We start from the raw sequence: 23,567 nt of genomic DNA on the forward strand, positions 1-23,567 counted from the left end.
GGGCGGGTCTCGGTGGCGACTGGCGGGGCCGCGGACCGCTGCGACGCGGAGGGGGATGCCGCCGGGTCGGACGCGCACGCGCAGGCCGCGCGGCAGGATACGCTCGCGGCGACGCTCGACGCGTTCGACGGGGTGACGCTCGATGCTACCGCCGCCGCTGCGATCACCGCGGCGGTCGAGGCGTGCGCGGCGCGGCGGCGCGCGGCGGATGCGGTGATCGCGGCGGGGGGCGACGATGCGATCGCGCAGAAGCTCGCGGACGGGCGGGGCGGGCTGGTCAAGATCGGCTGGCTCGACGAGCAGCATTGGGGGCAGCTCGAACCGACCTATGAGCGCGACCCGGCGGACGCGTTCGGCGATGCCGCGCAGTTCGACGAGACGCTGTGGCCCGACGGGACGCTCAACGACGGGACGGGGATGGACCCGCGCTTCGTGCACGAACTGCCGTGGTCGTGCGCGGGGGTGGACTTGCCCGACGCTCCGTCGCCGCCGCGCGAGGACGACGCCTCCGACCCTGCGTGACGGGCGTTCCTGCGGGGGCGTGGGGGCTCGTCCTTTCGGACAGTGTTACTTCCGGACCACAGTCCACCGTCAAAAAACGTTCATATGTCATTAACCCTTGTTCCGCGTCGCAACATCGTTTCAAAATTGCCCATGACATTGGGGGATGATGTCTCGGAAGCGTGAACAGGGGAAACATGTCATGCACGAGCTTACGGTGAAACACCTTCTCGGGACGAGTGCGCTCGTCCTGCTCGCGGCGATTGCCGCTGCACCTGCACAGGCGCAGGTTGCCACACCCGACGAAACCGCAGCGCCCGCCGACGACATCGTCGTCACCGGGTCGCGCATCCGCCGCAGCCCGCTCGATTCGGACAAGCCCGTCGTCACGGTCGACCAGACGTCGATCGCGCGGACCGGGCTGACCTCGGTCGCGGACGTGCTCCAGCGGTTGCCGAGCGCGGCGGGCGGGCTCAACACCAAGGTCAACAACGCGGGCAACGTCGGCGGGCCGCCCGACGGCACCGGGGTGAGCTCGGGTTCGGCGGAAGTCGACCTGCGCTATCTCGCCGCCAAGCGGACGCTGATCCTGGTCGATGGCCTGCGCTTCGTGAACGGGTCGGCGGCGGGGGGCATTCCCGCCTCGGTCGATCTCAACACGCTGCCGACCAACATGATCGAGCGGATCGAAGTGCTCCAGTCGGGTGCGTCGCCGCTCTACGGGTCGGATGCGGTGGCGGGTGTCGTCAACATCATCACCAAACAATCGCAGGTCGGGCTCAAGGCATCGGCGCAATATGGCACCTATCGCCAGGGCGACGGGCACACGCAGAATTACGAGGCGAGCTACGGCGTCCAGAACAAGGCAAGCGGGACCTCGGTCGTGTTCGGCGGGAATTACACCAAGCAGGACGGGGTGAGCACCGCCGACCGCAAGATCTCGCAATGGCCGACCCCGGGCGCGACGAGCTGCGCGGCGGGCGGCTGCTCCAGCGCGACGCCGGGCGGGCGGTATGACGTGCTGGGCGGGAGCTATACGCTCAACGCCCCCGTGATCGGTCGCAATAGCGTGTTCCCGAGCGACTTCCGCCGCTACTCCTCGGCGACCGACAGCTGGAACTTCGCGCCGTTCAACTATCTGCTGACGCCGTCCGAACGCTATGGCGCGTTCCTCAACTTCAAGCAGGCTTTGTCGGATACCGTCAATTTCCGCACCAAGCTGATCTACACGCATCGCCATTCGCAGACGCAGGCGGCGTTCCTGCCGCTGTTCGTCGGGCCGGATGCGGGGAACGGCAATCTGCTCGACACGATCTCGATCGACCGGACCAACCCGTTCAATCCGTTCGGGGTGACGCTGTCCTCGGGCGCGGACGGGACGCCGGCCAATTATTCGACGATCCGCCGCCGCTTCGTCGAGGGCGGGCAGCGCGTGTTCACGCAGGATGTCGATACCTTCTCGGCGACCATGGGGTTCGACGGGTCGTTCCATGTCGGCGAGCACAAGTGGTTCTGGGACGTCAACGGCGTCTATGGCCTCAACGATGCGCACCAGTTGTTCACCGGGAACGTCAATGCGGCGAACCTTGCACGCGCGCTCGGCCCGGTCGCGAATTGCACCGGGGCGTGCGTGCCGTTCAACATCTTCGGCGGCGCGACGATCGGCGGGGCGGGGTCGATCACGCCTGAAATGCTGCGCTACGTGACCTTCGACCAGCGCGACAAGAGCCTTCAACAGCTGTGGGACTTCACCGCCAACCTGTCGGGCGAGCTGATCGACCTGCCCGCGGGACCGATCGGCGTCGCGATCGGCTATGAGCATCGCGACCAATATGCGAGCTATGATCCCGATCCGCTGATCGTCGCCGGGCTCGGCGCGGACGTGCCGACCAGCCCGGCGCGGGGCGGGTTCAACGTCGACGAAATCTACGGCGAATTGCGCGTACCGATCCTGAAGGACGTACCTTTCTTCAACCGGCTCGAACTGGACGGTGCCGTCCGGCATTCGAACTATTCGTCGTTCGGGAGCAACACCACCTTCACCGCCTCCGGGCTGTGGAAGCCGGTCCCCGACCTGCTGCTGCGCGGCGGGTTCGCGGAGAGCCTGCGCGCGCCGAGCATCGGCGAACTCTACGCCGGACCATCGCGCTTCGACGCGACGATCGACGATCCGTGCACCAGCGCGCCCGGCGGATCGTTCCAGACCAACGCCACTGTCCGCGCGAACTGCATCGCCAACGGGGTGCCCGCGAACGGCAGCTATATCGAGCCCAATGGCGGGCAGCTCGGCGTGTTCTCGCAGGGGAACGCGGCGCTGCGCCCTGAAACCGCAAAGACCTGGACCGCGGGCGGGGTCTATAGCCCGTCCTGGGGACGTGGCTTCTCGCGCGGGCTGAGCCTCGAGGTCAATTACTACAAGATCGACCTGACCAACGCGATCGACTCGGTGCCCGCGTCGCTGACGCTGTCGCGTTGCGCCTTCAACGCCGATCCGGTCAGCTGCGCCGCAGTGCGCCGCACGCCGGCCGGGCAAGTCGGGGGGATCAACGGGCGGTTGCTCAACCTCAACGCGATCCAGACCGAAGGGCTCGACGGGACGTTCCTGTTCCGCTCGAAGGACGTCCGCGGTGGGACGGTCGGCCTGATGGTCAACGCCGCGTATCTGCTCAAGTACAACATCGTGCCGCCCGCAGATCTCAACGCGCCGGTCCAGGAATATGCCGGAACCGAGCGCGGCAGCCCGGACCAGGCGTATCCGCGCTTCAAGTTCAATGCGACGCTCGACTGGTCGACCCGCGGCTATGGCGCATCGTTTACCGGGCGCTACATCAGCAAGGTCGACGAACGCGACGGCATCCACACGATGGGTGCGACCTTCTACGGCGATGCGCAGGTCTATCTGTCGCCGGCGTGGATGGATTACCGGTGGCGGCTGACGCTGGGGGTCAACAACATCTTCAACAAGGCACCGCCGCCGTGCTTCACCTGCCAGAGCGCGAACTTCGACCCGACGACCTACGATCTGCCGGGGCAGTTCGGGTATGCGCGTCTGTCGTTCGGGTTCTGAGCGCAGGGGGTCTGATCCGTCACCCGGGGGGCAGCCCCCGGGTGACGGAGAAGCATCCGGCGCTCACCCGGTCAGGTGATAGTGTCTGGCACGGTCGGCCACGTCGGGCTCGATCGCCAGCGCGGCGGTGCGATCGGCGTTGGCTTTGGCGGTCTGCCCGGTGCGCTGGAACACCAGCCCGCGCATGAAGCGGGACCAGGCGTTGCGCGGTTGCGCGGCGAGGACGCGGTCATAGTCGGCGATCGCCTTGTCGGTTTCGCCGCGACGGAAATAGACCAGCGCGCGGCTGTCGAGATAGGACGGGTCGCCGCTGCGGATCCGCAAGGCGGCGTTGCAATCCGCGAGCGCGCGATCGAGATCCTGATTGCCGAGCGCGCTGGCCCAGCATCGACCGTTGAGCGCACGCGCGCGGCCGCTGTCCTCGGGGTGGAACTTGAGCCACGCGTCGAAGCTTGGCACCGCACGATCCGCGGCACCGACTTCGGTGTACAGCCCGGCAAGCTGCAAGCGGGCGTCCGAGGCGGGGGCGAGCGCGGCGTCGGCTGCTTCCAGATCCTCGCGTGCGCCCTTGGGATCGCGGGATTCCATCCGCAACCGCGCGCGCGCCAGACGCGCGTCGGCATTGCCGGGCGCGAGCAGGATCGCGGCGTCCAGGTCGCTCGCGCCGAGCAGCATCTGACTGTTGTTCAAATGCGCGATCCCGCGCTGGATCCGATACTCGGCCTGCTTCGGCGCGAGCGCGACCGCCTTGTCGAAATCGGCGAGCGCGCCGGTGAAATCGCGACGGCTGGCGAGCAGGGCGCCGCGCCGGCTGAATTCGGCGGCGTCGGTCGGCACGGGTGCGGTGTCGCTCAGGTCCAACGGCTTGCCGGTATTGTCGAACGCCCCTTTCGGATTGATCCCGAACAACGGGCCGCCTTCGTAGGTGATGTACATGCGGTGGTTGGTGTTATCGACATAGAGATGATGGGTCAGGAAGAAGTCGACCCCGATCAGCATGTCGACACCGAACAGATCCTCATCGATGATATCGATCGACGGTTTGGCGATCGCCTCGCCGCCGAAATCGATCGTCGCCAGGCGGGCGGTCCACGCCCGCCTTCGCCCGGTGCCGAGACCGTAAGCGAAGTTCGACTCGACGACGCCGGGAGTCTGCGGGGTAAGGCCGATCCGCCGCGCCGCGGACAGAGCGAGGTAGGACCTCTGGGCTCCGGTATCGAACATCGCCTTCATCTTGACGCCGTTGACGGTGATCGTCCCGATCGTATGGCGCTGCGTCACGCTGGTCGGCATCAGCGGTACGATCGTGAAGGGTTTGCTGCCGACCCAATAGGTCACGCCGCCGTTGCGGCACCCGCTCGCCTTGGTCAGGTGGACGATCCCGTGGGGGAGATCATAGTCCGCATCGGCGAGGCCAAGGATGTTCTGTCCGATCAGCCCGGTCCGCCCGGTATCGGTTCCGCCGACCGCGAACACCAATTGCGGCAAGGTCTGTCCGCCGATCGAGAAGGTACGGGCGGTCGTCTGCCGTAGCGCGGTCGTCCCGCCGATCCCGGTCATTTGCGCGCCGGGCGCGACATCGCGGATGGTGAGGCCGAATTCGGCGGCGTTGGCCGGGGCGATCGTGCTGAAGAACGCGCCGCTATCCAGGATGAACCGCGCGTCGCGCCCCGCGATCTGCGCGGTGACCATCGGGCGGCGGCCCTCCATCGTCACCGGGATCGTGAGAAAGCGGGCGAGGCGGCATTCGCCTTGCGCCGCCTGCGCCGCCCCGGGTGACAGCACTGCGCCCGCCAGGATGGCCTTGATAAAACTCCAACGATTCATGGCTTTCCCCTTGATCCCGCCGCTGCGCGTCGATCGTTCCCCTGACGCGCTCGCTGTGCAACATCACCATGAAACAGCGCGCCGGGGAAGGGGGCACGATCGCAAGCGTGCGAGGTCGTTACCGCGTTTCGGTCGGGACGAAGGTCCGCCGGCCGGCCGGGCATTTGTCGAAGGCGTGGCATGCGACCGCAGGCATGCTAAGGGCACCGTCATGTCTAACATCCGCAGCAATGCTGGGACCGTCACCGTCGATGGTACCCTTTATGATTGGCGCCTCGAGCGGGAGCCGCAATGGTCGGATGCCGACGGCTGGAAGGGAATGACGATTTCCTTGCTGGAGCAAGACTGTCGGCGCGAGGCGCTGATGGAATTCCCCGCCCCCAAGCGGCTGCTCAAGGGGCTGCCGCGCGGGCGACTCCAGATCGACGACCCGACCGTCTCGCGCTGCGTGCGCGCGGCGCTGGTCGCGGGGTGGGAGCCGACGTCACGCGGCAAGCCGATGGTCTTTACGGTGGACGCCGAGGGCAACTGAGGCCCTATCCGTCGTATCATCCGGCGGGTTTCACCCGTGCCAGAACACCCGCACCGCATCGAACAGCGTCGCGCCCGCCAGCGGGCCGATCAGCAGCATCAGCAGGTTGAACCCGATGATCCAGGTGGTGAGCTTCTCCGCCCGCTTGGTCATGCGCCGGGGCGGGGGTTTGGGAGTCCACGGCTCCGGCGGGGGCCAGCCATTCTGGAAATCGACGAACATCCGGGACTCCACTTCTTGGACGACTGTACCCGAAACGCGGGGTTGCGGACAGGGCTCCGCCAGCATCCCGGTCCGATGGATCGCTTGTACGATCGCACCGCGTTGCAGGGCGCTTTGCGGAGAAAGGTGAACACGCGCTAAACACCGTATTCCGCGTCAGTTCAGGCGGTAGGCGGCATATCCTGCAACACGCTAGCCCCCCATGCGTTTGACGACCCACAGGGCCTGCTGGATTGAGGAGATTGGACATGAACAGCTTGTTGAAGAAAGTCGGTCTCGGCTTCGCGCTTGCCGCGACGGCACTGACCGCAGCGGCCCCCGCGGATGCGCAGCGTTGGCGCGGCGGCTATGGACGCGGCTATGGCTATGGGTATGGCGGCGGCTACCACGGTGGCTATCGCGGGTATAACAACGGCGCGGGCACCGCCGTCGTTGCCGGGATCGCCGGGCTGGCGATCGGTGCGGCGCTGACCGCGAACCGCAACGACCGCTACCGCGACGATTATTACCGCCAGCGCGGGTACCAGCCTTATTATGACGACGGCTATTACCGCAGCCACGGCTATTACCCGAACGACGGCTATTACGCCTATCGGTCGCAGCGCGACTGGGGCCGGTGCTGGGTCGAGCGGCGTTACGACCGCTATTACGACGATTATGTCCGGGTGCGCGTCTGCGATTGATCGCAGCGCACTCCGGCTCGAATGCGCGAACGGCGCGGTCTGTGGACCGCGCCGTTTTCGTGTCTGGCATGTTGCGCCGTTTTGCGTCATGAGCGCGGTCATCATGACCGATACCGATCTTCCCCCAGACCGCCTCTCCTCCAACCCGCGCAGCCCGTTCTTCGACGAAGACACGCTGTCGCGCGGGATCGGGATCCGCTTCAAGGGTGCCGAGCGCACCGACGTCGAGGAATATTGCCGGTCGGAAGGCTGGATCCGCGTTGCGCTCGGCAAGAAGGTCGACCGGCACGGACAACCGCTGACGCTGAAGCTGTCGGGCGAGGTCGAAGCCTGGTTCGAACGCCCCGCCGAGGGCACCGGCGATGCGCCTTCCCAGGATGCGTCCGAAGCGGGCTGACGCGCGCCCGCGTCCGACCCGTCCGGCTCAGGCCGCCAGGCGGGTTCGGGGTGCTGCCGTCCCGCCGACGACGATGAACTTTGCCGCCTGCTGCGCGAGTGCGGCGACTTCCGACGTCAGGCTGCGCGCCGCGGCGGAGGTTTGTTCGACCATTGCGGCATTCTGCTGCGTTGCCTTGTCCATCGCGTTGACCGCAGCGGACACCTCGGTGATCGCGGTCGACTGTGCCTGATTGTCGACGGCGATGTTGGCGAGCAGCGTGTGCACTTCCCCGACGTCCTTCGCGATGTTGAGCAGCGCGCCGTCGACGCGCTGGACCCGTTCGACCGCGGTGCCGATGTCGGTTTGGGTGGCGGTGAGTTGCTCCCGCGCGCGACCGGCCTCTTCCTCGGCGCGCTTGGCCAGCGCGGAGACGAGATCGGCGACGACCGCGAAGCCGTTGCCTGCCTGTCCGGCGCGCCCCGCCTCGACCGCGGCGTTCATCGCCAGGACGCGGGTCTGGAACGCGATCTTGTCGAGCCCTTCGATCACGGTGTCGATGCCTTTTGCGCTTTCGCTGACTCGCGTCATCGCCTGAACGGCTTCGTCGGCGATCCCGCGGCCGCCCGCGACCGTCGTCATCGCGCCGTCCGCGCGTTCGACCGTGCGCCCCGCTGCAATCGCGGTCGCCTGCAAGCGCTGGTCCATCTGCGTGATTGCGGCGGAGGTCTGTTCCAGGCTGGCGGCGTTGCTTTCGGTACGCCGCGCCAGATCCTCGCTGGCGTGCGCGATCTCGTTCGATCCGGTGCGGATCGTGGCGGTGCTGCTGCTGACCGACCCGATCAAACCACGCAGGCTTTGCACCGCGGTGTTGAAGCTGAGCTTGAGCGCGGTGAACGGCGCCTGCAGGTCGGCGGTGACTTCGGCGGTCAGGTCGCCCGCGGCGAGCGCAGTGAGCCCGGTGCCGATGCTCTCGACGATCAGCGCGGCTTGCGCCTGCTTCGATGCTTCGGCTGCCTGTAGCTGGTTGCGAAAGGCGAGCATTGCCTTGGCCATGTCGCCGAGTTCGTCGCCGCGCTCCGCCCCGGTCACTTCTGCCGCCAAATTCCCCGACCCCAATTCCCGCATGGTTGCGGCAAGGCCCTCGATCGGGCGAACGACCTTCCGAACCGAGAGCTTCACGAAGCCGATCATCCCGGCAATCCCAAGCGCGAGCGCCACGAAAAGCGAAACGATCGCGATCAGCCCGATCCGCTCGCCATTTTGCGCCGATATCTTGCTGTTGCTGTCGATCGCGTCGGAGGCGGCCCCCATCGACCCTTCGAGGGTACGGAACTGCTCGAAAAAGCCCGGCAACATGCGTTTTGCGGTTGCGGGGTCCTCCTTTATTTTTCCAATAATTTCGAGTGCAGCATCGACATAGGCCGTCATCGGAACGGCCAGTTTGGACGTGACCGCGACGACATCCGGTGAGCCGTCGTAGGCCGCATCAGCGGCGATGCCGCTTTGCAGATCGGTGACATGCGCGCGCACGTCCTTCAGGATGTCATCATATTTGATGTCGCTGCCGGCTTCGACCGATTGGAAGGCGGCGAGCACGTCGCTTCGGATCGCGTCGTGCATCATGTCTGCGCGCTCGTGGTTGGCGAACAGCGCCGACGCTTCCGTCTGCTGCCGAAGGGCGGCGGACTGCATCCACGCTGCACCGATCCCGGTACCCCCGGAAAATGTCATCAGGCCGACGAGTGCAAACCCTGCGAAGCGGAGGGCGCGGCTGAGCGACATGTCTGGGCGCGAGGCGGTACTTGTTGATTCTGACATTTACGACCTCGTTCGAACGCTGGCTCATCTCCTTCCTATAATATTGGAAAAAGCCCGAGGCGGAGGACGGTCGATGAATTTAATGGTCAGGTCCCGGTCTCGCGGCGTTGCGGCGGTGCTCGCATTGGGGGCAGCGTGGTCCGGTCCCGCTTTTGCGCAGACGGTAATCGCGGACATACCGGCGCCCGCGGTTGCCGCGGTGGAGCGAACGATCACGCTGGAGGGCAAATACATCCTCGACATGATTGGCGTGGCCGATGGTGGCGAACGGCGCGGGGTCGGGGTGCTCGGCAATGCCGAACTGACCGCCGAGGCTGATCTGGACCGACTGATCGGGTGGGGCGGCGCCCGTGCGCACGTCCACCTGCTGAGCAACCACGGGCGCGCGATCAACACGCTGGCAGGAACCCTGCAGGGGATCGACAATATCGAAGTGACCGAGGGCCGGACCAAGCTGTACGAAGCCTGGATCGAGCAGACGTTCGCGGGTGGCCGGGTCGGGCTGCTGGTAGGCCTGTCGGACCTCAATGCCGAATTCTACCAGAACGATGCGGCCGGGCTGTTGATCGCCCCGGCGTTCGGGGTCGGGTCCGAACTCGCCGCGACCGGACCCAATGGACCGTCGATCTTCCCCTCGACCGCATTGACCGTACGGCTCAACGTCGCAGTGGGCGCCACCGGCTATGTCCGCGCCGCGGTCGTCGATGCGCGTGCAGGGGTGATCGGCGATGCGGCGGGGATCGATCTTTCGATGCGCGATGGCGCGTTGCTGATCGCGGAGGCCGGGACGACTCGTGGCGGGAAGCTGGCGGTGGGGGCGTGGCGCTATACGCGGCGACAGGACGACCTGTTCGCGCTGGACGCCGCCGGTGTCCCGCTCCGCCGCATTGCGACGGGGGCGTATCTGCTGATCGACCAGCGTGTTGCGGGCGACGATGCGCGCGGGGTCGACGTGTTCCTGCGGGCAGGCATTTCGGAAGGGCGGACGACGCCGTTCCAGGGCGGCTTCCAGACGGGCGTTTTGCTGCGGGGGTATGTCGCGGGGCGGCCCGCGGGGCAGTTCGCCTTCGGCATTGCGCAAGGCGTGCTGTCGTCGTGTTTTCGCGCGACCCTGCAGGCGGCGGGAAGCGACCCGTCGCGTGCGGAGACGGGGCTGGAGATTAGCTATCAGGACCGCATCGCCCCGTGGCTGTCGGTGCAGCCCGACCTGCAATTCATCCGCCGTGCCTATGCAGAGACGGGGCAGCGCGGGACGCTGGTGCTGGGGTTGCGGTTGATTGCTGGGTTTTAAAAAGGGGGGGCAGCTTGCTGGACTGCCCCACCCCAACCCCTCCCCCGAGGGGGAGGGGCTTTCTGGTTAGTGGACGAAGCGAGCGACGACGTCGCGGTAGCTGCGGGAGACTTTCACCTGCGCGTTCGACTGGAGCACCAGGAAGCATTCGCCATTGGTGTGCGGCTTCACTTCCTTGACGAGGTCGAGGTTGACGATCGTCGAGCGATGCACGCGCTGGAACCGGCGCGGATCGAGGCGCTTTTCGAGATCCTTCATCGTCTCGCGCAGGATCAGCGTGTTGTCGCCGGTATAGATGCACATGTAGTCGCCCGCGGCATCGATCCGCTCGATCGTGTCGACATCGACCCGGAAGATCTGCCCGCGATCCTTGATGTTGATGAGCTTCTCGAAGCGGTTCGAGGAAACCTGCTCGCCGCCGTCGGTAAGGTTTTCGACCGAGTCGGGGGCGATTTCGGCGATCACTTCCTTGAGCCGGTCGACCTCGACCGCGCCACGCTTTTCGGAAAGCCGCTGGCGGACACGGTCGAGCGTGTCGGCGAGGCGGCTCTCCTCGACCGGCTTCATCAGATAATCCACGGCATCCGTTTCGAACGCCTTGAGCGCATGGTCAGAATAAGCGGTGACGAAGACGAACAACGGAGGCTCGACCTCCATCAGCCCCTGGACGACCGAGAAGCCGTCGAACCCCGGCATCTGGATATCCAGGAAAACGAGGTCGGGCTTGTGGGTCTTGATGCTGCGGATCGCCTCGCGGCCGTTCTGGCAGGTGTCGATGATCTCGATGTCTTCATGCGCCGCCAGCCGGAGCTGAAGCCCCTGGGTGGCAAGTTTCTCGTCGTCGACGAGGATGGTTCGGATCGTCATGCGGCCTCTTTCTTCGGTTCCTCGAGCTGGAACGGGATTTCAATTTCGACCCCGAATCCGCCCCCCGGGATCGATCGTGTCTCGAACTTGTGATCCGGCCCAAACGCCTGGGCCAGTCTCTCCCTGATATTGGCAAGCCCGACCCCAGTGGAAAGGGGATGGCTCTGAGAAACGCTTGTCCGCGATTTCGCTTCGTTCAAGCCGGGACCGGTGTCGGATACGACGATCTGCACCCGATCCCCGTTGAGCCGCGCGCTGACCGAGATGTCGGCGCCGTCTTCCTGCGGCGTCACCGCATATTTGATCGCATTCTCGACGAGCGGTTGCAACAGCAGCGACGGCAACCGGGCGTGCGCCGCCCGCGGATCGACCTCGAATTCGGTACGGAGTCGTTCCTCGAAGCGCATCTTCTCGATTTCGAGATACAGCTTCAGCGTCTCGAACTCCTGATGCACCGTGACGTGCGCGGTCGGCTCGTTGGCGAGTGTGTAGCGCAGGAACGACGACAGCCGCCCAAGCATCGCGTTCGCGCGCTCGGTTTCCTTGAGCAGCACCAGCGTCGAGATCGAGTTGAGCGTGTTGAACAGGAAATGCGGGTTGAGCTGATACCGCAGCATCGCGAGCTGCGCCGACGACGCGGTGTTCTCGAGCGTGGCGAGCTGGTCGATCTGTTCCTCGACGATCAGGTAGAAGTTGATCCCGAAATACAGCGCGGTCCAGCCGGCGAGCACGGTGAAATTGAGGAAGATCGTGCCGAGCACGAGGCTGACCGTCAGCCCCGGCGTCGACAGCTTGATGAACGAGAAGGAGAAGGCGTCGAGCACCGAATAGAGCAACGTCGCGACCGCGAGCGTGACGATCGTCAGCAGCGCCATCGCGAGCCGCGGCTGGCGGCGGTACATCTGGTACAGCGTCGAGAGCAGCAGCGTGATGCTGTAGCCGACGATCGATTCGATCACGACCGGGATGAGGACCGACAGCTCGCTCGCGTTCGAGATGCTCGAGACGCCGCGGAGGATGAGGTAGCCGGTCCAGCCGGCTGCCTGCAGCGTCCAGAAGGCGCGGCTCTTGTCCTCGAAGAACGGCCGCGAGAAGAGGGTGGGCTTGGTGGTCAGCGGCATGGCGCGCGTTCTAGCCCGCACTGGCCGGAAGCGCAAAGCGCGCTATGATCGCGGCTTGCCGAGCCGCACGTCACGATGCGACCGGGCCGAGTGGAGAGGTTGCCATGAACGACATGCCCGACCGTGCGCAGTTCACCGCGATGGAGCACGGCACCCAGGCCGACTGGCGCATCATCGGTGCGCATTTCGGCGATTTCGCGAAGACCTTGCCGGGGCGCGTGCTGACGCATCTCAAACTGCTCGACGGCGATTATGGCGGGTTTCCGGTCGATCGGCTCGAGCATTCGCTGCAAACCGCGACGCGCGCGCATCGCGACGGGCGCGACGAGGCGTATGTGGTGATGGCGCTGTTGCACGATATTGGCGACACGCTTGGGACGTATAATCACCCGGAGATCGCGGCGGCGATGCTGCGGCCGTTCGTGTCGGAAGAGCTGCACTGGATCGCCAATACGCATGGCGTTTTCCAGGGCTATTATTTCTTCCACTACATCGGCGCGGATCGCGATTTGCGCGATGCGTATCGCGGGCATCCGCATTTCGAGGCATGCGCCGAGTTTTGCGAGAAATACGACCAGGCGGCGTTCGACCCGGCGTTCGAGAGTGCGCCGCTGGCGTTCTTCGAGCCGATGGTGGGGCGGGTGTTCTCGCGGCCGATCAACTCGATCTATGCGAAGGCTGCGGCTGCGGCGGCTGGAGCATAGCGGGCTTGGCCAACCTCCCGTTCGGGCTGAGCGTAGTCGAAGGCCTTGCGCAGCGCCGGCCCTTCGACTTCGCTCAGGGCGAACGGGGTTGGTGCGGCGGGAATGGCGTAGGCGGGTAGCAAAAAAATGGCCGCCACTCCCGAGGGAGCGACGGCCAGGTGTCTAGGAAGATTTCCGCAGCGCTTAGAAGGTGAAACGCGCGCCGATGCGGATCGAGTAGAGCGACTGGTTCGCATAAACCTGATCGGTTGGCGTCGTGAAGTTCGCAGCGCCGCTGGTCGGTGAGTAGCGATACTGTGCGCAAGCCTGACCGGCATTTGCCGCGACTGTACCAGCGCCATCGGCATTGCCGGTCGTGGTCAGGCACTGCACGCGAACGACGGCCGCGTTGTACGGGAAGATGTACTCGCGGGTCTGGCCCCACTTCGGGTTGAGGAAGTTGGTGAAGTTCTCAATGTCGGCGAACACCGTCACGCGCGAGCGACCGACATAGGTCGGCAGTTCCTGCGCGAGGTGAAGATCGAGACGCGTGAACCACTTGGAGTGGAAGGCGTTACGCGGTGCGACCTGGCCACGATACTTGCCCAGACCCGATGCGTCGATGAACGCGTTGACCGCGTTGCGGGTCGCCGCATTGCTGTACGATACCAGCGGATCGTTCACGGTCGGGACGTACATCAGGTAGCGGTTTCCGCCGGTGCCGGTGCCCGAGCTGACGCCGGTAGTGCCGAAGACCGACGAGCGCCCGTTGCCGAAGTCCTGGAACGTATAGCTGAACGGATGGCCGATCCGCGATTCACCGAACAGTGCGAAGGTCGTCTTGTAATCGCCGAAGAAGGCATGGTCGTAGGTCAGGCTATACTTGAAGAAGTACTTAACCTGATCGTTCGAGATGCCGTAGGCGACGTTGTTCGGATCGACGAACGCACCGTTGCTGTAGTTCGAACCGGCGGTCGACGAGGTTGCCGGGGCGGCGTCCTTGACGTCCTGGTAGGTGAAGCTGCCGTTGACATTGAGACCGAAGTCGAACGTCTTGTCGAGGCGCGCGACCGCGATGTACGACCGGCCCTTCGTCGTGTTGGTCAGCAGGATGTCGGTGTTGGTATCGGTGAACGCGTTCGCGCCGCCGATGATGTTGCGATAGCGCTGGCGGCCGTCCGGGGTCAGCGATCCGGCGATCGGCTGCGAGCGGATGTCGGTGAAGTACACCTGATTACGGACCTTCGAATACAGGAAGTCCGCGCCAAACGTCCAGTTGTCGCCGAGCGGGCCGAGGTTGGCGGTGTATTCGGTGCTCAGCGTTGCACGCCACTGCGACGGGATCTTGAAGTTCGGATCGAGTGCGTTGGTGGTCGACGCCGGTGCCGCGGTCGTTCCGGCGAGGTAGCCGTTGACCGCGCCCGGGATGCTCGTGCCCGTCACGCCGTTCAGCGCGGCCTGGCACTGCGCAGCGGTGGTGAGGACGTTGCAGCCGATGCCGGTGCCGATGCGGTTGGTCGTGAAGTTATTGGTGATCGCCCCCGTGTTGGAGAAGCTGTTCGACACATAGACGTCGGGCGTGCCGCCGCCGAAGATGCCGCCGCCGCCACGAATGCTCAGGCGGTCCAACGGCTTCCAGTCGAAGCCGACGCGCGGCTGGAAGAGACCGAAGCCCGAGATGTTGGTGGTGTTTGCACCGATCGTCTTGAGCTCGCCGTTGACGATCGCGCCATTGGCATAACGGGCGATGTAGTTGTTGTTGCGCGCAGGCGTGCTGTGCATCGAGTACAGGTCGTAGCGCATGCCGTAGCTGAGGTTCAGCGTCGGGGTGATCTTCCAAGCATCCATGATGCCGAAGTTCATGCTTTGGTAGCGGAACTTGGCGGCCGCATCATCCGGCACCAGTGACGGGACGGCGTTGCCGTACCCGAACGAGTTCGCCTGGCGGTTGGTGAAGTCCGCGACCGAGTCGAAGTAGTAGTTGCCCGCGCTGCTAGGCAGGAACGAGTTGAACACCGAGACGTCCTGGACTTCAGTGTACAGGCGCAAATCGTGGTCGTTGAGTGTCAGTCGGGTCTGGACGAGACCACCCCAGGTCTCGGTACGGAGTTCGTTTGTCTGGCGGTTAGTGTCCGGGCCAAACGACACGACCGGCGCGTTGTTGGCGCAACCCGTGTAGGTTGCGGGCGTTGCAGCGACCGCGTCCGAGGTCGGCTGGGTGCAGACGCGGAACTGGGCGAAACCGCGACCGAGCAGCGGCTGCTGGATGCGCGTGTAGTTCTTGTAGAACGCGCGGACTTCGGTCGAGAAGCTGTCCGACCAGGTCGAGTTCAACTGCGCGACGCCGGTGTGGAGGCGGTTGCCCTGGATATAGGCGTTCGACGCGAGGCCGAGGCCCGGGCTACCCGTCGCTGAGTTGACGAAGGTGTTGTTGAGCAGATTGATCGCGTCGTTCGCGTACGTGTACGTGAGCGACAGACGCTGCTCGTCGGAGATGTTCGCGTCGATCTTGGCAACGACGCGGTCGTCCTTGTCGCCCAGGTTCCGCTGCACGCCGCCGGTGTCGTAATTGTAGACGCTCTTGGCGATCGCCGAGATATTGTCGACCTGTGCCTGGGTCAGGCCCTGGACGGGGTTGCCGGCGTTATTGTCGGTCGGGCCTTCGGTGATCGGACGACCACCGCGCAGACGCTCGCCGGCGACCATGAAGAACAGCTTGTCCTTGATGATCGGGCCGCTCAGCTCGGCGCCATAGTTCTCGACCTTGAAGCTCGGGATCGCGACCTTGATGTCCTTGGTGCGGTTGCCGACGAAATCGTCGCCCGACAGCGCGTAGAAACCGGTGCCGTGGAAATTGTTGGTGCCGCTTTTGAGCACGATGTTGATCGCGCCGCCCTGGAAGTTGCCCTGGCGGACATCGTAGGGAGCGACCTGCGCCTGGAACTGGCCGATCGCGTCGAGCGGGATCGGCGAACGGCGGCTGGGAAGACCATCGGTGTTGAGGCCGAAGTTGTCGGTGATCGCGACGCCGTCGACCGAGAAGCGGTTGAAGCGTGCGTTCTGGCCGGCGAACGAAACGGCGCGGCCGCCCGAGGGGGTGTCGTCGAGGCGCGCGAACGGATCGCGACGCATCAGGTCGCGGATGTCGCGGTTGACGGTAGCGATGTTGGCGATCTGACGCGCGTTGAGGACGGTTGCCGGACCCTGCGAGATGGTGCGCGCGCGGGGCAGGCTGGACGCGGTGACGACGATGTCGGGGCCCCCTGCCGAGGTTGCAGCGGCGAGTTCGATCGGCAGGTCATATGCCTGGGCGACGATCGTGTTGACGTCGGTGACCTGGGCGGTCGAATAGCCGGCTGCGGTGACCGAAACCGTGAACGGGCCACCGGCGCGCAGGCCGCTCGCATTGTAGCCGCCATCGACGCCAGTCGTGGTGGTCGAGCGCGTGCCCGACGCAACGTCGACAATTTCGACGCTTGCGTTCGGCACTGGAACGCCGGCGGCGGTTACGACACCGCGAATGGTCGACGTGGTTTCCTGCGCGCTTGCGGCAGCAGGAATGATCAGCGCCGCTACGGCCGCGCCAAGGAGCAGATTGTGTCGCATTGGGGTCCCCCTACAGGATCTCGAAAACAGCGATCCCGGTAGGCCTGTGACCCTGTCCGCATCGTCTTGCCCGAGCCACTGCACGTGAAATATTTCGGTTGGATGACACTCGCAATGGAACTTATCGCGTATCTGACAATCCGTTCATGGTGCGTTGCAAAATAGCATCACATCGCCTGCGCAACGATCTCCGCCCAAGCCGCTTCGTCGATGACCGAAATGCCGAGATCCGCCGCTTTCTTGAGCTTGGATCCTGCGCCCGGGCCCGCAACCACCAGATTCGTCTTCGCCGAAACCGACCCCGCCACACGCGCGCCGAGTGCCTCGGCCTGCGCCTTGGCTTCGTCGCGACTCATCGTTTCGAGGCTGCCGGTGAACACGACGGTTTTGCCCGATACCGGGGATTCGCGCGTCTCGTGGACGACGTCGAGCGGCTTTACCTCGCGCAGCAATGCCGCGACGACCGCGCGATTGTGCTGTTCGGCGAAGAATTCGAGCAACGCGTCGGCGACTTCGGGGCCGATCCCCGCGGTCTCGATCGCGGCGGCGAGCGTCTTGCCGCGACGGAGCACGAATTTGGCGTCGGTCTCGCCGAGGACAGGCTTTGTCGCGCGGCGGACGCGGAGCGCGCTGCGCACCATCGCCGCGAATCCGCGCGCCGACACATAGCGCCGCGCGAGGTCACGCGCGGTGATTTCGCCGACGTGGCGGATGCCGAGCGCGAAGAGGAACCGGTCGAGCCCGATCTCGCGGCGCAGGTCGATCGCGGCGATCAGCTTGTCGACGACGAGCTCAGACATCCGCTCGCGCGTGACCAGTGCCGCGCGGTGGGTGTGGAGGCGGAAGATGTCGGCGGGCGACGCGATCAAGCCGTCGCGGAAGAACTCCTCGATCCGGACGAGCCCGAGGCCGCTGATGTCGAAGGCGTGGCGCGAGACGAAGTGGATCAAGCGTTCGACGCGCTGCGCGGGGCAGATCAGGCCGCCGGTGCAGCGCACGACGACTTCGCCTTCGCCGCGTTCGGCAAGCGAGCCGCATTCGGGACAGGTGGTCGGGAACGCGAAGGCGGGGCGATCCTCGTCGCAGGTCAGGACCTCGACGATCTGCGGGATGACGTCGCCGGCGCGTTGCAGCACTACGCGGTCGCCGACTCGCGCGCCGAGCCGCTCGATTTCGTCGGCATTGTGGAGCGTCGCGTTGGTGACGACGACTCCGCCGACGGTGACGGGCGCGAGCCGTGCCACCGGGGTGAGCGCGCCGGTGCGCCCGACCTGAATGTCGATCGCGGTCAGCGTGGTCTCGGCGCGCTCGGCGGGGAATTTGTGCGCGATCGCCCAGCGCGGTGTGCGGCCGACGGTGCCGAGGCGGGCCTGCCAGTCGAGCCGGTCGAGCTTGTAGACGACGCCGTCGATGTCGAACGGCAAGTCGGCGCGGGCGTGTTCGATGCCGCGATAGACCGCGAGCGCGGCGTCGGTCGTCGTCGCGTGGGCAAAGCCTTCCGCGATGGGGAAGCCCCAGCCGCCGATCGCCGCGACGATGTCCGCCTGCGTGTCTCCGGGGAGGGCGCTGGTTTCGCCCCAGCCCCAGGCGAAGAAGCGCAACGGGCGAGTCGCGGTGACGGCGGCGTCCTTCTGGCGGAGCGATCCGGCGGCGGCGTTGCGGGGATTGGCGAACTGGCGGGCTTCCTTGCCCGTGGCCTCCGCCTCGGTGAGCAAACGGGCGTTGAGTGCGGCAAAATCGGCCTTTGCCATATACACTTCGCCGCGCACCTCGAACACGTCCGGCGCGCCTTTGGGCAGGGTATCGGGGATGTCCAGGATGTGGCGGACGTTGGCGGTAACGTCCTCGCCGACCTGCCCATCGCCGCGCGTCAGCGCCTGGACGAGCTGGCCTTTCTCATAGCGGAGCGAGCAGGACAGGCCGTCGATCTTGGGTTCGGCGGTGAGATCGACCGGCGTATCGGCCGGAAGCGCAAGGAAGCGGCGGACGCGCCCGACAAAGTCGGCGACGTCCTCATCGGTGAACGCATTGTCGAGACTGGTCATCGCGCGCGCATGCGCGACCTTGGCGAGATGCGCGGCGGGGGCGGCGCCGACTTGCGTATTGGGCGAGTCGCTGCGGATCAGCTGCGGAAAGGCGGCTTCGAGCGCGGTGTTGCGGCGGACCAGCGCATCATAGTCGGCATCCGAAAGTTCGGGCGCGTCCTGCGTATGATAGAGGGTGTTGTGACGGGCGATCTCAGCGGCGAGGTGCGCGAGTTCGGCAGCGGCGTCGGTTTCGGTCTGGGGAAGTGCGGGGAGGGGAGGCGTGGCGGGCATGGCCCTGCGCTAGCGGAGGGCCGTGCCGTACATCAAGCTAATCGTCTTCGCTGGCGTCCATTTCGGCGAGGTGCTTGGCCTCTTCGTTGGTCGAACGGCGTTCCGCGGTCTTTTCGGCGCGGGTGGCCATTTCGTGCCATGCCTTGGCTGCGCGAAGCCAGCGGCTGCGGACATTGTCCAGCGTCGCGGACGCTGCATCGGTTTCGGCCTGAACGGCGCGATCACGATAGAACATTGCGGTCGTGTTCGTAGGGGGTCTCCACGCATGAAAGAAACGCGCTCGCCGGGGGAGACGAGCAAGGGTGCCGCCATCACGGCGACACCCCCGGATCGTAAACCGATCAGGCCTGGGCGAGCTTTACAGCCGAGACCTTGCCGCGACGATCTTCTTCCAGCTCGTACGAAACGCGCTGGTCGCGATCGAGCGTCGCCATACCGGCGGCTTCAACCGCGCTGATGTGGACGAACGCATCACCACCGCCGCCCTCAGGCGCGATAAAACCATAACCCTTGTCGGCGTTGAAGAACTTAACTGTGCCGATAGCCATAACGTATTCCTTAAGCCCGGACGGTGCCCCGATTGGGCAGCTTCCGGATGGGGCCGAGATCGAAGACGAATGCGACGTCCGGCCCCGGCCGGCGCATCCGATGGCGTTTGATCAGCCGTGCGCGGAAAAACCGCAGCGAACAGGCTGACCTGAAAGGGAAAGAGAGAAGAACAGAGACCACGTCCGGTGTGACAAGCGGGAGCGCGGGACGTCTCTCAGCCGCGCGATGCTTGGGAGCGGTGTCGCGCGATTTGGGCGGTGTAGCAGGTTATTACGGGGTTGTCGCGGTATTTGCTCGATCGATGATGGTGGAGGCGCGCGATCCACCGAGGCATTTGCACAATTGGCCGCCGGGAGAACGGCTTATGCTCGTTCCGATCCCCCGGGGGAGCGCAACTGAAAGACGTCGTTGCGGCTGCGCTAGACGCTTTCCAGCAACCGGTCCGCCTGCGCACGCGCTTCGGGGGTGATCTCCGCACCCGAGAGCATGCGCGCGATTTCCTCGCGGCGGTCGGTGTCGTCGAGCGGGGTCACGCCGGTGCGCGTCACCACGCCGTCATGCCGCTTGGCAATCAGCAGATGCTGCGCGCCGCGCGCGGCGACTTGCGGGCTGTGCGTGACGACGAGCACCTGCGTGCCGCCCGCGAGCCGCGCCAGCCGGTCGCCGATCGCGCTCGCCACCGCGCCGCCGACGCCGCGGTCGATCTCGTCGAAGATCATCGTCGCGGCGCTGCCCTGTTCGGCCAGCGCGACCTTGAGCGCGAGGATGAAGCGCGACAATTCGCCGCCGCTGGCGATCTTGACCAGCGGCGCGAACGGCGCGCCGGGGTTGGTCGAAATCTCGAACTCAACTCGGTCCTTGCCCGCCGACGACCACGCATCGGCGGTCGCGGGGGCGACCACGGTGCGGAATCGCGCAGCGTCGAGCTTGAGCGGCGCAAGCTCGCCGCGCACCGCCGCATCGAGCCGTTCGGCGGCGGCGGTCCGCGCCTCGGTGAGGGTGGTGGCGGCGCGATCGAACTCGGCGCGCGCGGTTGCGAGCTTGCGTTCGAGCGCGGCGATGCCTTCCTCGCCCGCGTCGAGCGCGGCCAGCTTCGCCTCGAGCTCGGCGGCGAGCTCGGCCAGATCGTCGGGCTGGACGCGGTGTTTGCGCGCCATTCCGCGCAGTTCGAACAGGCGAGTCTCGTCATCCTCCAGCGCGGACGGATCGAACCAGAGGTCTGTCTTGGCGATGCGCAATTGATCCTCGGCGACCGCGCCCTCGATCACCGCGCGGTCGATTGCGGCGAGTGCCTCGGCCAGCGCCTCATGATCCTCCGCGACGCGCTCGAGCACACGCGCGGCCTGGCGGAGCTGGGCGAGACCGCCGTCGGAGCCTTCGAGCCATTGCTCGATCGCGGAAAGGTCGGCGGCGATCTTTTCCGAGCGCTGCATCGACCGGCGGCGCTCGGCGAGGGTTTCCTCTTCGCCCGGTTCTGGCGACAGCGCGCGCAGTTCGGCGACGCTGTGTTCGAGCCACTCGCGGTCGCGCGCGGCGCTTTCGATCGTCGCATGCGCGGTCGCCAGCGCGCCCTCGGCGGCGCGCCACGCCTTGTACGCGCCTGCCGCCGGACTGGTATCGACTCGCCCGAACGCGTCGAGCAAGGCGCGGTGCCCGCGCGCGTTGAGCAGGCCGCGGTCGTCATGCTGGCCGTGGATCTCGACCAGATGCTGCGCCATCTCGCGCAGCAGCCCCGCCGAGGCGGGCTGATCGTTGACGAAGGCACGGCTGCCGCCGTCCGCCTTGACGATACGGCGGATCATCAGCGGTTCGCCGGGTTCGGTATCGAAGCCGTTCTCGGCGAGCAATGTGGCGATCGGCCCTTCGGGGGCGGGCGTATCGAAGGTCGCGGTGACGACCGCCTGCGTTGCGCCTTGGCGCACGAGCCCCGCCTCGCCACGACCGCCGAGCGCGAGGCCTAGCGCGTCGAGCAGGATCGACTTGCCCGCGCCGGTCTCCCCCGTGAGCACACCCAGCCCCGCGACGAAGTGCAAGTCGAGCGCTTCGATCAGGACGACGTCGCGAATGGCCAGCGAAATCAGCATCGTGCCGTCGCCTCTAGACTATCCTGCGCCGTTCCGGAATTGTTCTTTGCATCCGGCGCCGGCGGAACCGGGGACACGCGGCTTATTGGACCGGATTGGGGTTGTTCGGGTTGGTCGACGATCCGCCCACCGGCGCCGCGCGCGTGTCGCGGTTGATCTCCTTCGACTTGGTCGGGATGCTCAGCGCGCTCGTCAACGGTACGATCTGCTGGCCGGGCGGGATCGCGGCGACCGCGACCGGCGGATATTCCTGCGACAGCTTGTAGGCGCGCGCATACCAAGGCGTGCCGGGATAGTTGGCGCCAAGCACTGCGGCCGCCTTGCGCGCTTCGTCGGGCACGCCGAGCGCGAGCGATGTTTCGGTCAAGCGCATCAGCGCTTCGGGGACATGGGTGGTCGTCTGATAGTCGTCGACGACGCGGCGGAACCGTCCGCTCGCCGCGAGCCAGAGACCGCGCCGTTCGTAGAACCGGCCAATCTCCATTTCCTTGCCCGCCAAGTGATCGCGCACGAGATCGACCTTGAGCCGCGCATCGGCGGCATATTTGCTGTTCGGATAGCGCCGCATCAGTTCGCCGAGCGAATCGAGCGCTTGCTGCGTGATCTTCTGGTCGCGCGTGACGTCGCTGATCTGCTCGTAATAGCCGAGCGAGACGAGGTAATAGGCGTAGGGCGCGTCGCGGTTGCCCGGATGCACCGACAGGAAGCGCTGCGCCGACTGGATCGATGCGGTGTAATCATGCGCGAGATAATAGCTGAACGCGCTCATCAACTGCGCGCGGCGCGCCCAGACCGAATAAGGGTGCTGCCGCTCGACCTCGTCGAACAGCGCGGCCGCGATCTTATAGTCGCCCTGGTCGAGCCGCAGGCGTGCGGTCGTGTACAAGGTGCCCACGTCGCGCGCGACATACGGAATGTCGGACTTGCCACGCTTCGCGCAGCCAGCGGTGGTGAAAGCGGTGGCGGCGATCAGCGCGAGCGCTGTGGCACGAAACAGGGGCGAGCGGGCATGGGGGGTACGCATCGGGGGTCGTCTTAGCCGAACCGTCGAGGCGCGAACAATCCTTTTCACCGTGCTTTCCCGTACGCACCCTTCCGGCTAGCGCTTTTCCCTTGAACGTTGCAGTGCTGGCGCGGATCACATCGCGCCAGTGCCGCGTTTGCGCCATTGGACCCTCCAGGAGAAACACCCCCGTGACCGCTACTTTGCTCGCCACCAAACGCGTTGAAAAGCCATGGGGTCGCCATACCTTGTGGCCCGGTTTTGCCAATCCGCCCGCGGATGGCGAGAAGGTCGGCGAGGTGTGGTTCCAGACCCCGCACGCAGGCGAACCCGATCTCCTGGTGAAATATCTTTTCACGAGCGAGAAATTGTCGGTGCAAGTCCACCCCGACGATGCGGCCGCGCAGGCGGCGGGCTATCCGCGCGGCAAGGACGAGGCGTGGATCATCCTTGCGGCGGAACCCGATTCGACGATCGCGCTCGGGACGCTCGAGCCGATGACCAAGGACGCGCTGCGCGCTTCGTCGCTCGACGGATCGATCGAGCATCTGCTCGACTGGAAGCCGGTCAAGGCGGGCGACTTCTTCTATTCCGAAGCGGGCACGGTCCATGCGATCGGCGCGGGCGTCACGCTGGTCGAGATCCAGCAGAACGTCGACCTGACGTATCGGCTGTATGATTACGGCAGCGACCGCGAACTGCATCTGGATGCGGGCGTCAAGGTTTCGGACCCCGTGCCGTTCGTACCGCTGCCGACTCCGCCGCAGGACGGCACCGACCGTATCGTATTGGCGGAAGGGCCCAAGTTCGTGATCGAACGCCTTGCTGGCGGCACGCACACGATCGATTTGCCCGCTGGGCTGACCGGCTGGCTGGTTCCGCTGACGGGCGCGGGCGTCGTCGACGGCGTCGCGTTCAAGGCGGGCGAATGCCTGACGCTGGAAGGCCGGTGCGACCTTACCGCGGATGCGGGCAGCGATCTGGCGTTGGCCTATCCGGGCGCGAAGCGGATCTGA

At 65.9% G+C, this 23,567-nt stretch carries 18 protein-coding genes and 1 pseudogene; 8 read left to right on the forward strand and 11 right to left on the reverse strand.

The annotated features are described in order from the left end of the window. Together QBJ92_RS15530 and QBJ92_RS15535 are read left to right on the forward strand one after the other, a co-directional pair. A pseudogene (locus QBJ92_RS15530) lies at positions 1 to 522 on the forward strand (hypothetical protein); the annotation flags it as partial. A 196-nt stretch (positions 523 to 718) separates the two neighbouring features. Beyond that, the gene (locus tag QBJ92_RS15535) at positions 719 to 3,568 is read left to right on the forward strand and encodes a TonB-dependent receptor domain-containing protein (protein ID WP_431358420.1); all 2,850 of its coding nucleotides are present in this window, start codon (positions 719 to 721) and stop codon (positions 3,566 to 3,568) included. Positions 3,569 to 3,631: 63 nt separating this feature from the next. Here the strand turns inward: QBJ92_RS15535 and QBJ92_RS15540 are convergent, their stop codons facing one another. Next, positions 3,632 to 5,395: an aspartyl protease family protein gene (locus QBJ92_RS15540; protein ID WP_277970612.1), complete on the reverse strand. Its 1,764-nt coding sequence runs from the start codon at positions 5,393 to 5,395 to the stop codon at positions 3,632 to 3,634. 211 nt (positions 5,396 to 5,606) lie between these two features. On the opposite strand from QBJ92_RS15540, the gene QBJ92_RS15545 reads away from it, so the two are divergent. Continuing rightward, a complete protein-coding gene (locus tag QBJ92_RS15545; protein WP_277970613.1) occupies positions 5,607 to 5,927 on the forward strand; it encodes a hypothetical protein in 321 nt (106 codons plus the stop codon). A gap of 30 nt (positions 5,928 to 5,957) precedes the next feature. Here the strand turns inward: QBJ92_RS15545 and QBJ92_RS15550 are convergent, their stop codons facing one another. Next, the gene (locus QBJ92_RS15550; protein WP_277970614.1) at positions 5,958 to 6,149 is read right to left on the reverse strand and encodes a hypothetical protein; all 192 of its coding nucleotides are present in this window, start codon (positions 6,147 to 6,149) and stop codon (positions 5,958 to 5,960) included. 248 nt (positions 6,150 to 6,397) lie between these two features. Between QBJ92_RS15550 and QBJ92_RS15555 the strand changes: the two genes are divergently transcribed. Continuing rightward, complete coding sequence (locus tag QBJ92_RS15555) at positions 6,398 to 6,832, forward strand: hypothetical protein (RefSeq protein WP_277970615.1); 435 nt, start codon at positions 6,398 to 6,400, stop codon at positions 6,830 to 6,832. Between the two features lie 103 nt (positions 6,833 to 6,935). Further along, positions 6,936 to 7,229: a DUF3297 family protein gene (locus QBJ92_RS15560; protein ID WP_277970616.1), complete on the forward strand. Its 294-nt coding sequence runs from the start codon at positions 6,936 to 6,938 to the stop codon at positions 7,227 to 7,229. A 27-nt stretch (positions 7,230 to 7,256) separates the two neighbouring features. On the opposite strand, the gene QBJ92_RS15565 is transcribed toward QBJ92_RS15560, so the two are convergent. Continuing rightward, the gene (locus tag QBJ92_RS15565) at positions 7,257 to 9,029 is read right to left on the reverse strand and encodes a methyl-accepting chemotaxis protein (RefSeq protein WP_277970617.1); all 1,773 of its coding nucleotides are present in this window, start codon (positions 9,027 to 9,029) and stop codon (positions 7,257 to 7,259) included. Between the two features lie 73 nt (positions 9,030 to 9,102). Between QBJ92_RS15565 and QBJ92_RS15570 the strand changes: the two genes are divergently transcribed. After that, positions 9,103 to 10,320, forward strand: coding sequence for a carbohydrate porin (locus tag QBJ92_RS15570; RefSeq protein WP_277970618.1), 1,218 nt, complete (start codon positions 9,103 to 9,105; stop codon positions 10,318 to 10,320). 66 nt (positions 10,321 to 10,386) lie between these two features. Here QBJ92_RS15570 and QBJ92_RS15575 read toward each other — a convergent pair whose 3' ends face one another. Together QBJ92_RS15575 and QBJ92_RS15580 are read right to left on the reverse strand one after the other, a co-directional pair. Then, complete coding sequence (locus tag QBJ92_RS15575) at positions 10,387 to 11,187, reverse strand: LytR/AlgR family response regulator transcription factor (protein ID WP_277970619.1); 801 nt, start codon at positions 11,185 to 11,187, stop codon at positions 10,387 to 10,389. After that, a complete protein-coding gene (locus QBJ92_RS15580) occupies positions 11,184 to 12,308 on the reverse strand; it encodes a sensor histidine kinase (RefSeq protein ID WP_277970620.1) in 1,125 nt (374 codons plus the stop codon). Before QBJ92_RS15580 ends, QBJ92_RS15575 begins: the two co-directional genes overlap by 4 nt. A gap of 113 nt (positions 12,309 to 12,421) precedes the next feature. Here QBJ92_RS15580 and QBJ92_RS15585 point away from each other — a divergent pair, with 113 nt between their 5' ends. After that, on the forward strand, positions 12,422 to 13,012 hold the full coding sequence (locus QBJ92_RS15585; protein ID WP_431358422.1) for an HD domain-containing protein: 591 nt from the start codon (positions 12,422 to 12,424) through the stop codon (positions 13,010 to 13,012). Between the two features lie 183 nt (positions 13,013 to 13,195). Here the strand turns inward: QBJ92_RS15585 and QBJ92_RS15590 are convergent, their stop codons facing one another. The 6 genes from QBJ92_RS15590 to QBJ92_RS15615 form a co-directional block, all read right to left on the reverse strand. Next, positions 13,196 to 16,597: a TonB-dependent receptor gene (locus QBJ92_RS15590; RefSeq protein ID WP_277970622.1), complete on the reverse strand. Its 3,402-nt coding sequence runs from the start codon at positions 16,595 to 16,597 to the stop codon at positions 13,196 to 13,198. 167 nt (positions 16,598 to 16,764) lie between these two features. Next, positions 16,765 to 18,915 (reverse strand): NAD-dependent DNA ligase LigA, encoded by a 2,151-nt coding sequence (gene ligA, locus QBJ92_RS15595; protein WP_277970623.1) that lies wholly within the window; start codon positions 18,913 to 18,915, stop codon positions 16,765 to 16,767. Positions 18,916 to 18,952: 37 nt separating this feature from the next. Continuing rightward, positions 18,953 to 19,150 carry a hypothetical protein gene (locus QBJ92_RS15600; protein WP_277970624.1) on the reverse strand — a complete coding sequence of 66 codons (198 nt, stop codon included), beginning with the start codon at positions 19,148 to 19,150 and terminating at the stop codon, positions 18,953 to 18,955. Between the two features lie 106 nt (positions 19,151 to 19,256). Next, complete coding sequence (locus tag QBJ92_RS15605; RefSeq protein WP_010164742.1) at positions 19,257 to 19,463, reverse strand: cold-shock protein; 207 nt, start codon at positions 19,461 to 19,463, stop codon at positions 19,257 to 19,259. 420 nt (positions 19,464 to 19,883) lie between these two features. Next, positions 19,884 to 21,548 carry a DNA repair protein RecN gene (recN, locus tag QBJ92_RS15610; protein WP_277970625.1) on the reverse strand — a complete coding sequence of 555 codons (1,665 nt, stop codon included), beginning with the start codon at positions 21,546 to 21,548 and terminating at the stop codon, positions 19,884 to 19,886. An 82-nt stretch (positions 21,549 to 21,630) separates the two neighbouring features. Then, positions 21,631 to 22,572, reverse strand: a complete 942-nt coding sequence (locus QBJ92_RS15615) for an outer membrane protein assembly factor BamD (protein ID WP_277970626.1) — start codon at positions 22,570 to 22,572, stop codon at positions 21,631 to 21,633. 170 nt (positions 22,573 to 22,742) lie between these two features. On the opposite strand from QBJ92_RS15615, the gene QBJ92_RS15620 reads away from it, so the two are divergent. Beyond that, positions 22,743 to 23,567 carry a class I mannose-6-phosphate isomerase gene (locus tag QBJ92_RS15620; RefSeq protein WP_277970627.1) on the forward strand — a complete coding sequence of 275 codons (825 nt, stop codon included), beginning with the start codon at positions 22,743 to 22,745 and terminating at the stop codon, positions 23,565 to 23,567.

Source organism: Sphingomonas echinoides, assembly GCF_029623395.1.
GTDB classification, from domain to species: Bacteria; Pseudomonadota; Alphaproteobacteria; order Sphingomonadales; family Sphingomonadaceae; genus Sphingomonas; species Sphingomonas echinoides_A.

Excerpts from the sequence above, each read along its gene's own strand:
- QBJ92_RS15540 (WP_277970612.1), bottom strand. The coding sequence starts at position 5,395 with ATGAATCGTTGGAGTTTTATCAAGGCCATCCTGGCGGGCGCAGTGCTG.
- QBJ92_RS15545 (WP_277970613.1), top strand. The coding sequence starts at position 5,607 with ATGTCTAACATCCGCAGCAATGCTGGGACCGTCACCGTCGATGGTACC.
- QBJ92_RS15550 (WP_277970614.1), bottom strand. The coding sequence starts at position 6,149 with ATGTTCGTCGATTTCCAGAATGGCTGGCCCCCGCCGGAGCCGTGGACT.
- QBJ92_RS15555 (WP_277970615.1), top strand. The coding sequence starts at position 6,398 with ATGAACAGCTTGTTGAAGAAAGTCGGTCTCGGCTTCGCGCTTGCCGCG.
- QBJ92_RS15560 (WP_277970616.1), top strand. The coding sequence starts at position 6,936 with ATGACCGATACCGATCTTCCCCCAGACCGCCTCTCCTCCAACCCGCGC.
- QBJ92_RS15565 (WP_277970617.1), bottom strand. The coding sequence starts at position 9,029 with ATGTCAGAATCAACAAGTACCGCCTCGCGCCCAGACATGTCGCTCAGC.
- QBJ92_RS15570 (WP_277970618.1), top strand. The coding sequence starts at position 9,103 with ATGAATTTAATGGTCAGGTCCCGGTCTCGCGGCGTTGCGGCGGTGCTC.
- QBJ92_RS15575 (WP_277970619.1), bottom strand. The coding sequence starts at position 11,187 with ATGACGATCCGAACCATCCTCGTCGACGACGAGAAACTTGCCACCCAG.
- QBJ92_RS15580 (WP_277970620.1), bottom strand. The coding sequence starts at position 12,308 with ATGCCGCTGACCACCAAGCCCACCCTCTTCTCGCGGCCGTTCTTCGAG.
- QBJ92_RS15585 (WP_431358422.1), top strand. The coding sequence starts at position 12,422 with ATGCCCGACCGTGCGCAGTTCACCGCGATGGAGCACGGCACCCAGGCC.
- QBJ92_RS15590 (WP_277970622.1), bottom strand. The coding sequence starts at position 16,597 with ATGCGACACAATCTGCTCCTTGGCGCGGCCGTAGCGGCGCTGATCATT.
- ligA (WP_277970623.1), bottom strand. The coding sequence starts at position 18,915 with ATGCCCGCCACGCCTCCCCTCCCCGCACTTCCCCAGACCGAAACCGAC.
- QBJ92_RS15600 (WP_277970624.1), bottom strand. The coding sequence starts at position 19,150 with ATGTTCTATCGTGATCGCGCCGTTCAGGCCGAAACCGATGCAGCGTCC.
- QBJ92_RS15605 (WP_010164742.1), bottom strand. The coding sequence starts at position 19,463 with ATGGCTATCGGCACAGTTAAGTTCTTCAACGCCGACAAGGGTTATGGT.
- recN (WP_277970625.1), bottom strand. The coding sequence starts at position 21,548 with ATGCTGATTTCGCTGGCCATTCGCGACGTCGTCCTGATCGAAGCGCTC.
- QBJ92_RS15615 (WP_277970626.1), bottom strand. The coding sequence starts at position 22,572 with ATGCGTACCCCCCATGCCCGCTCGCCCCTGTTTCGTGCCACAGCGCTC.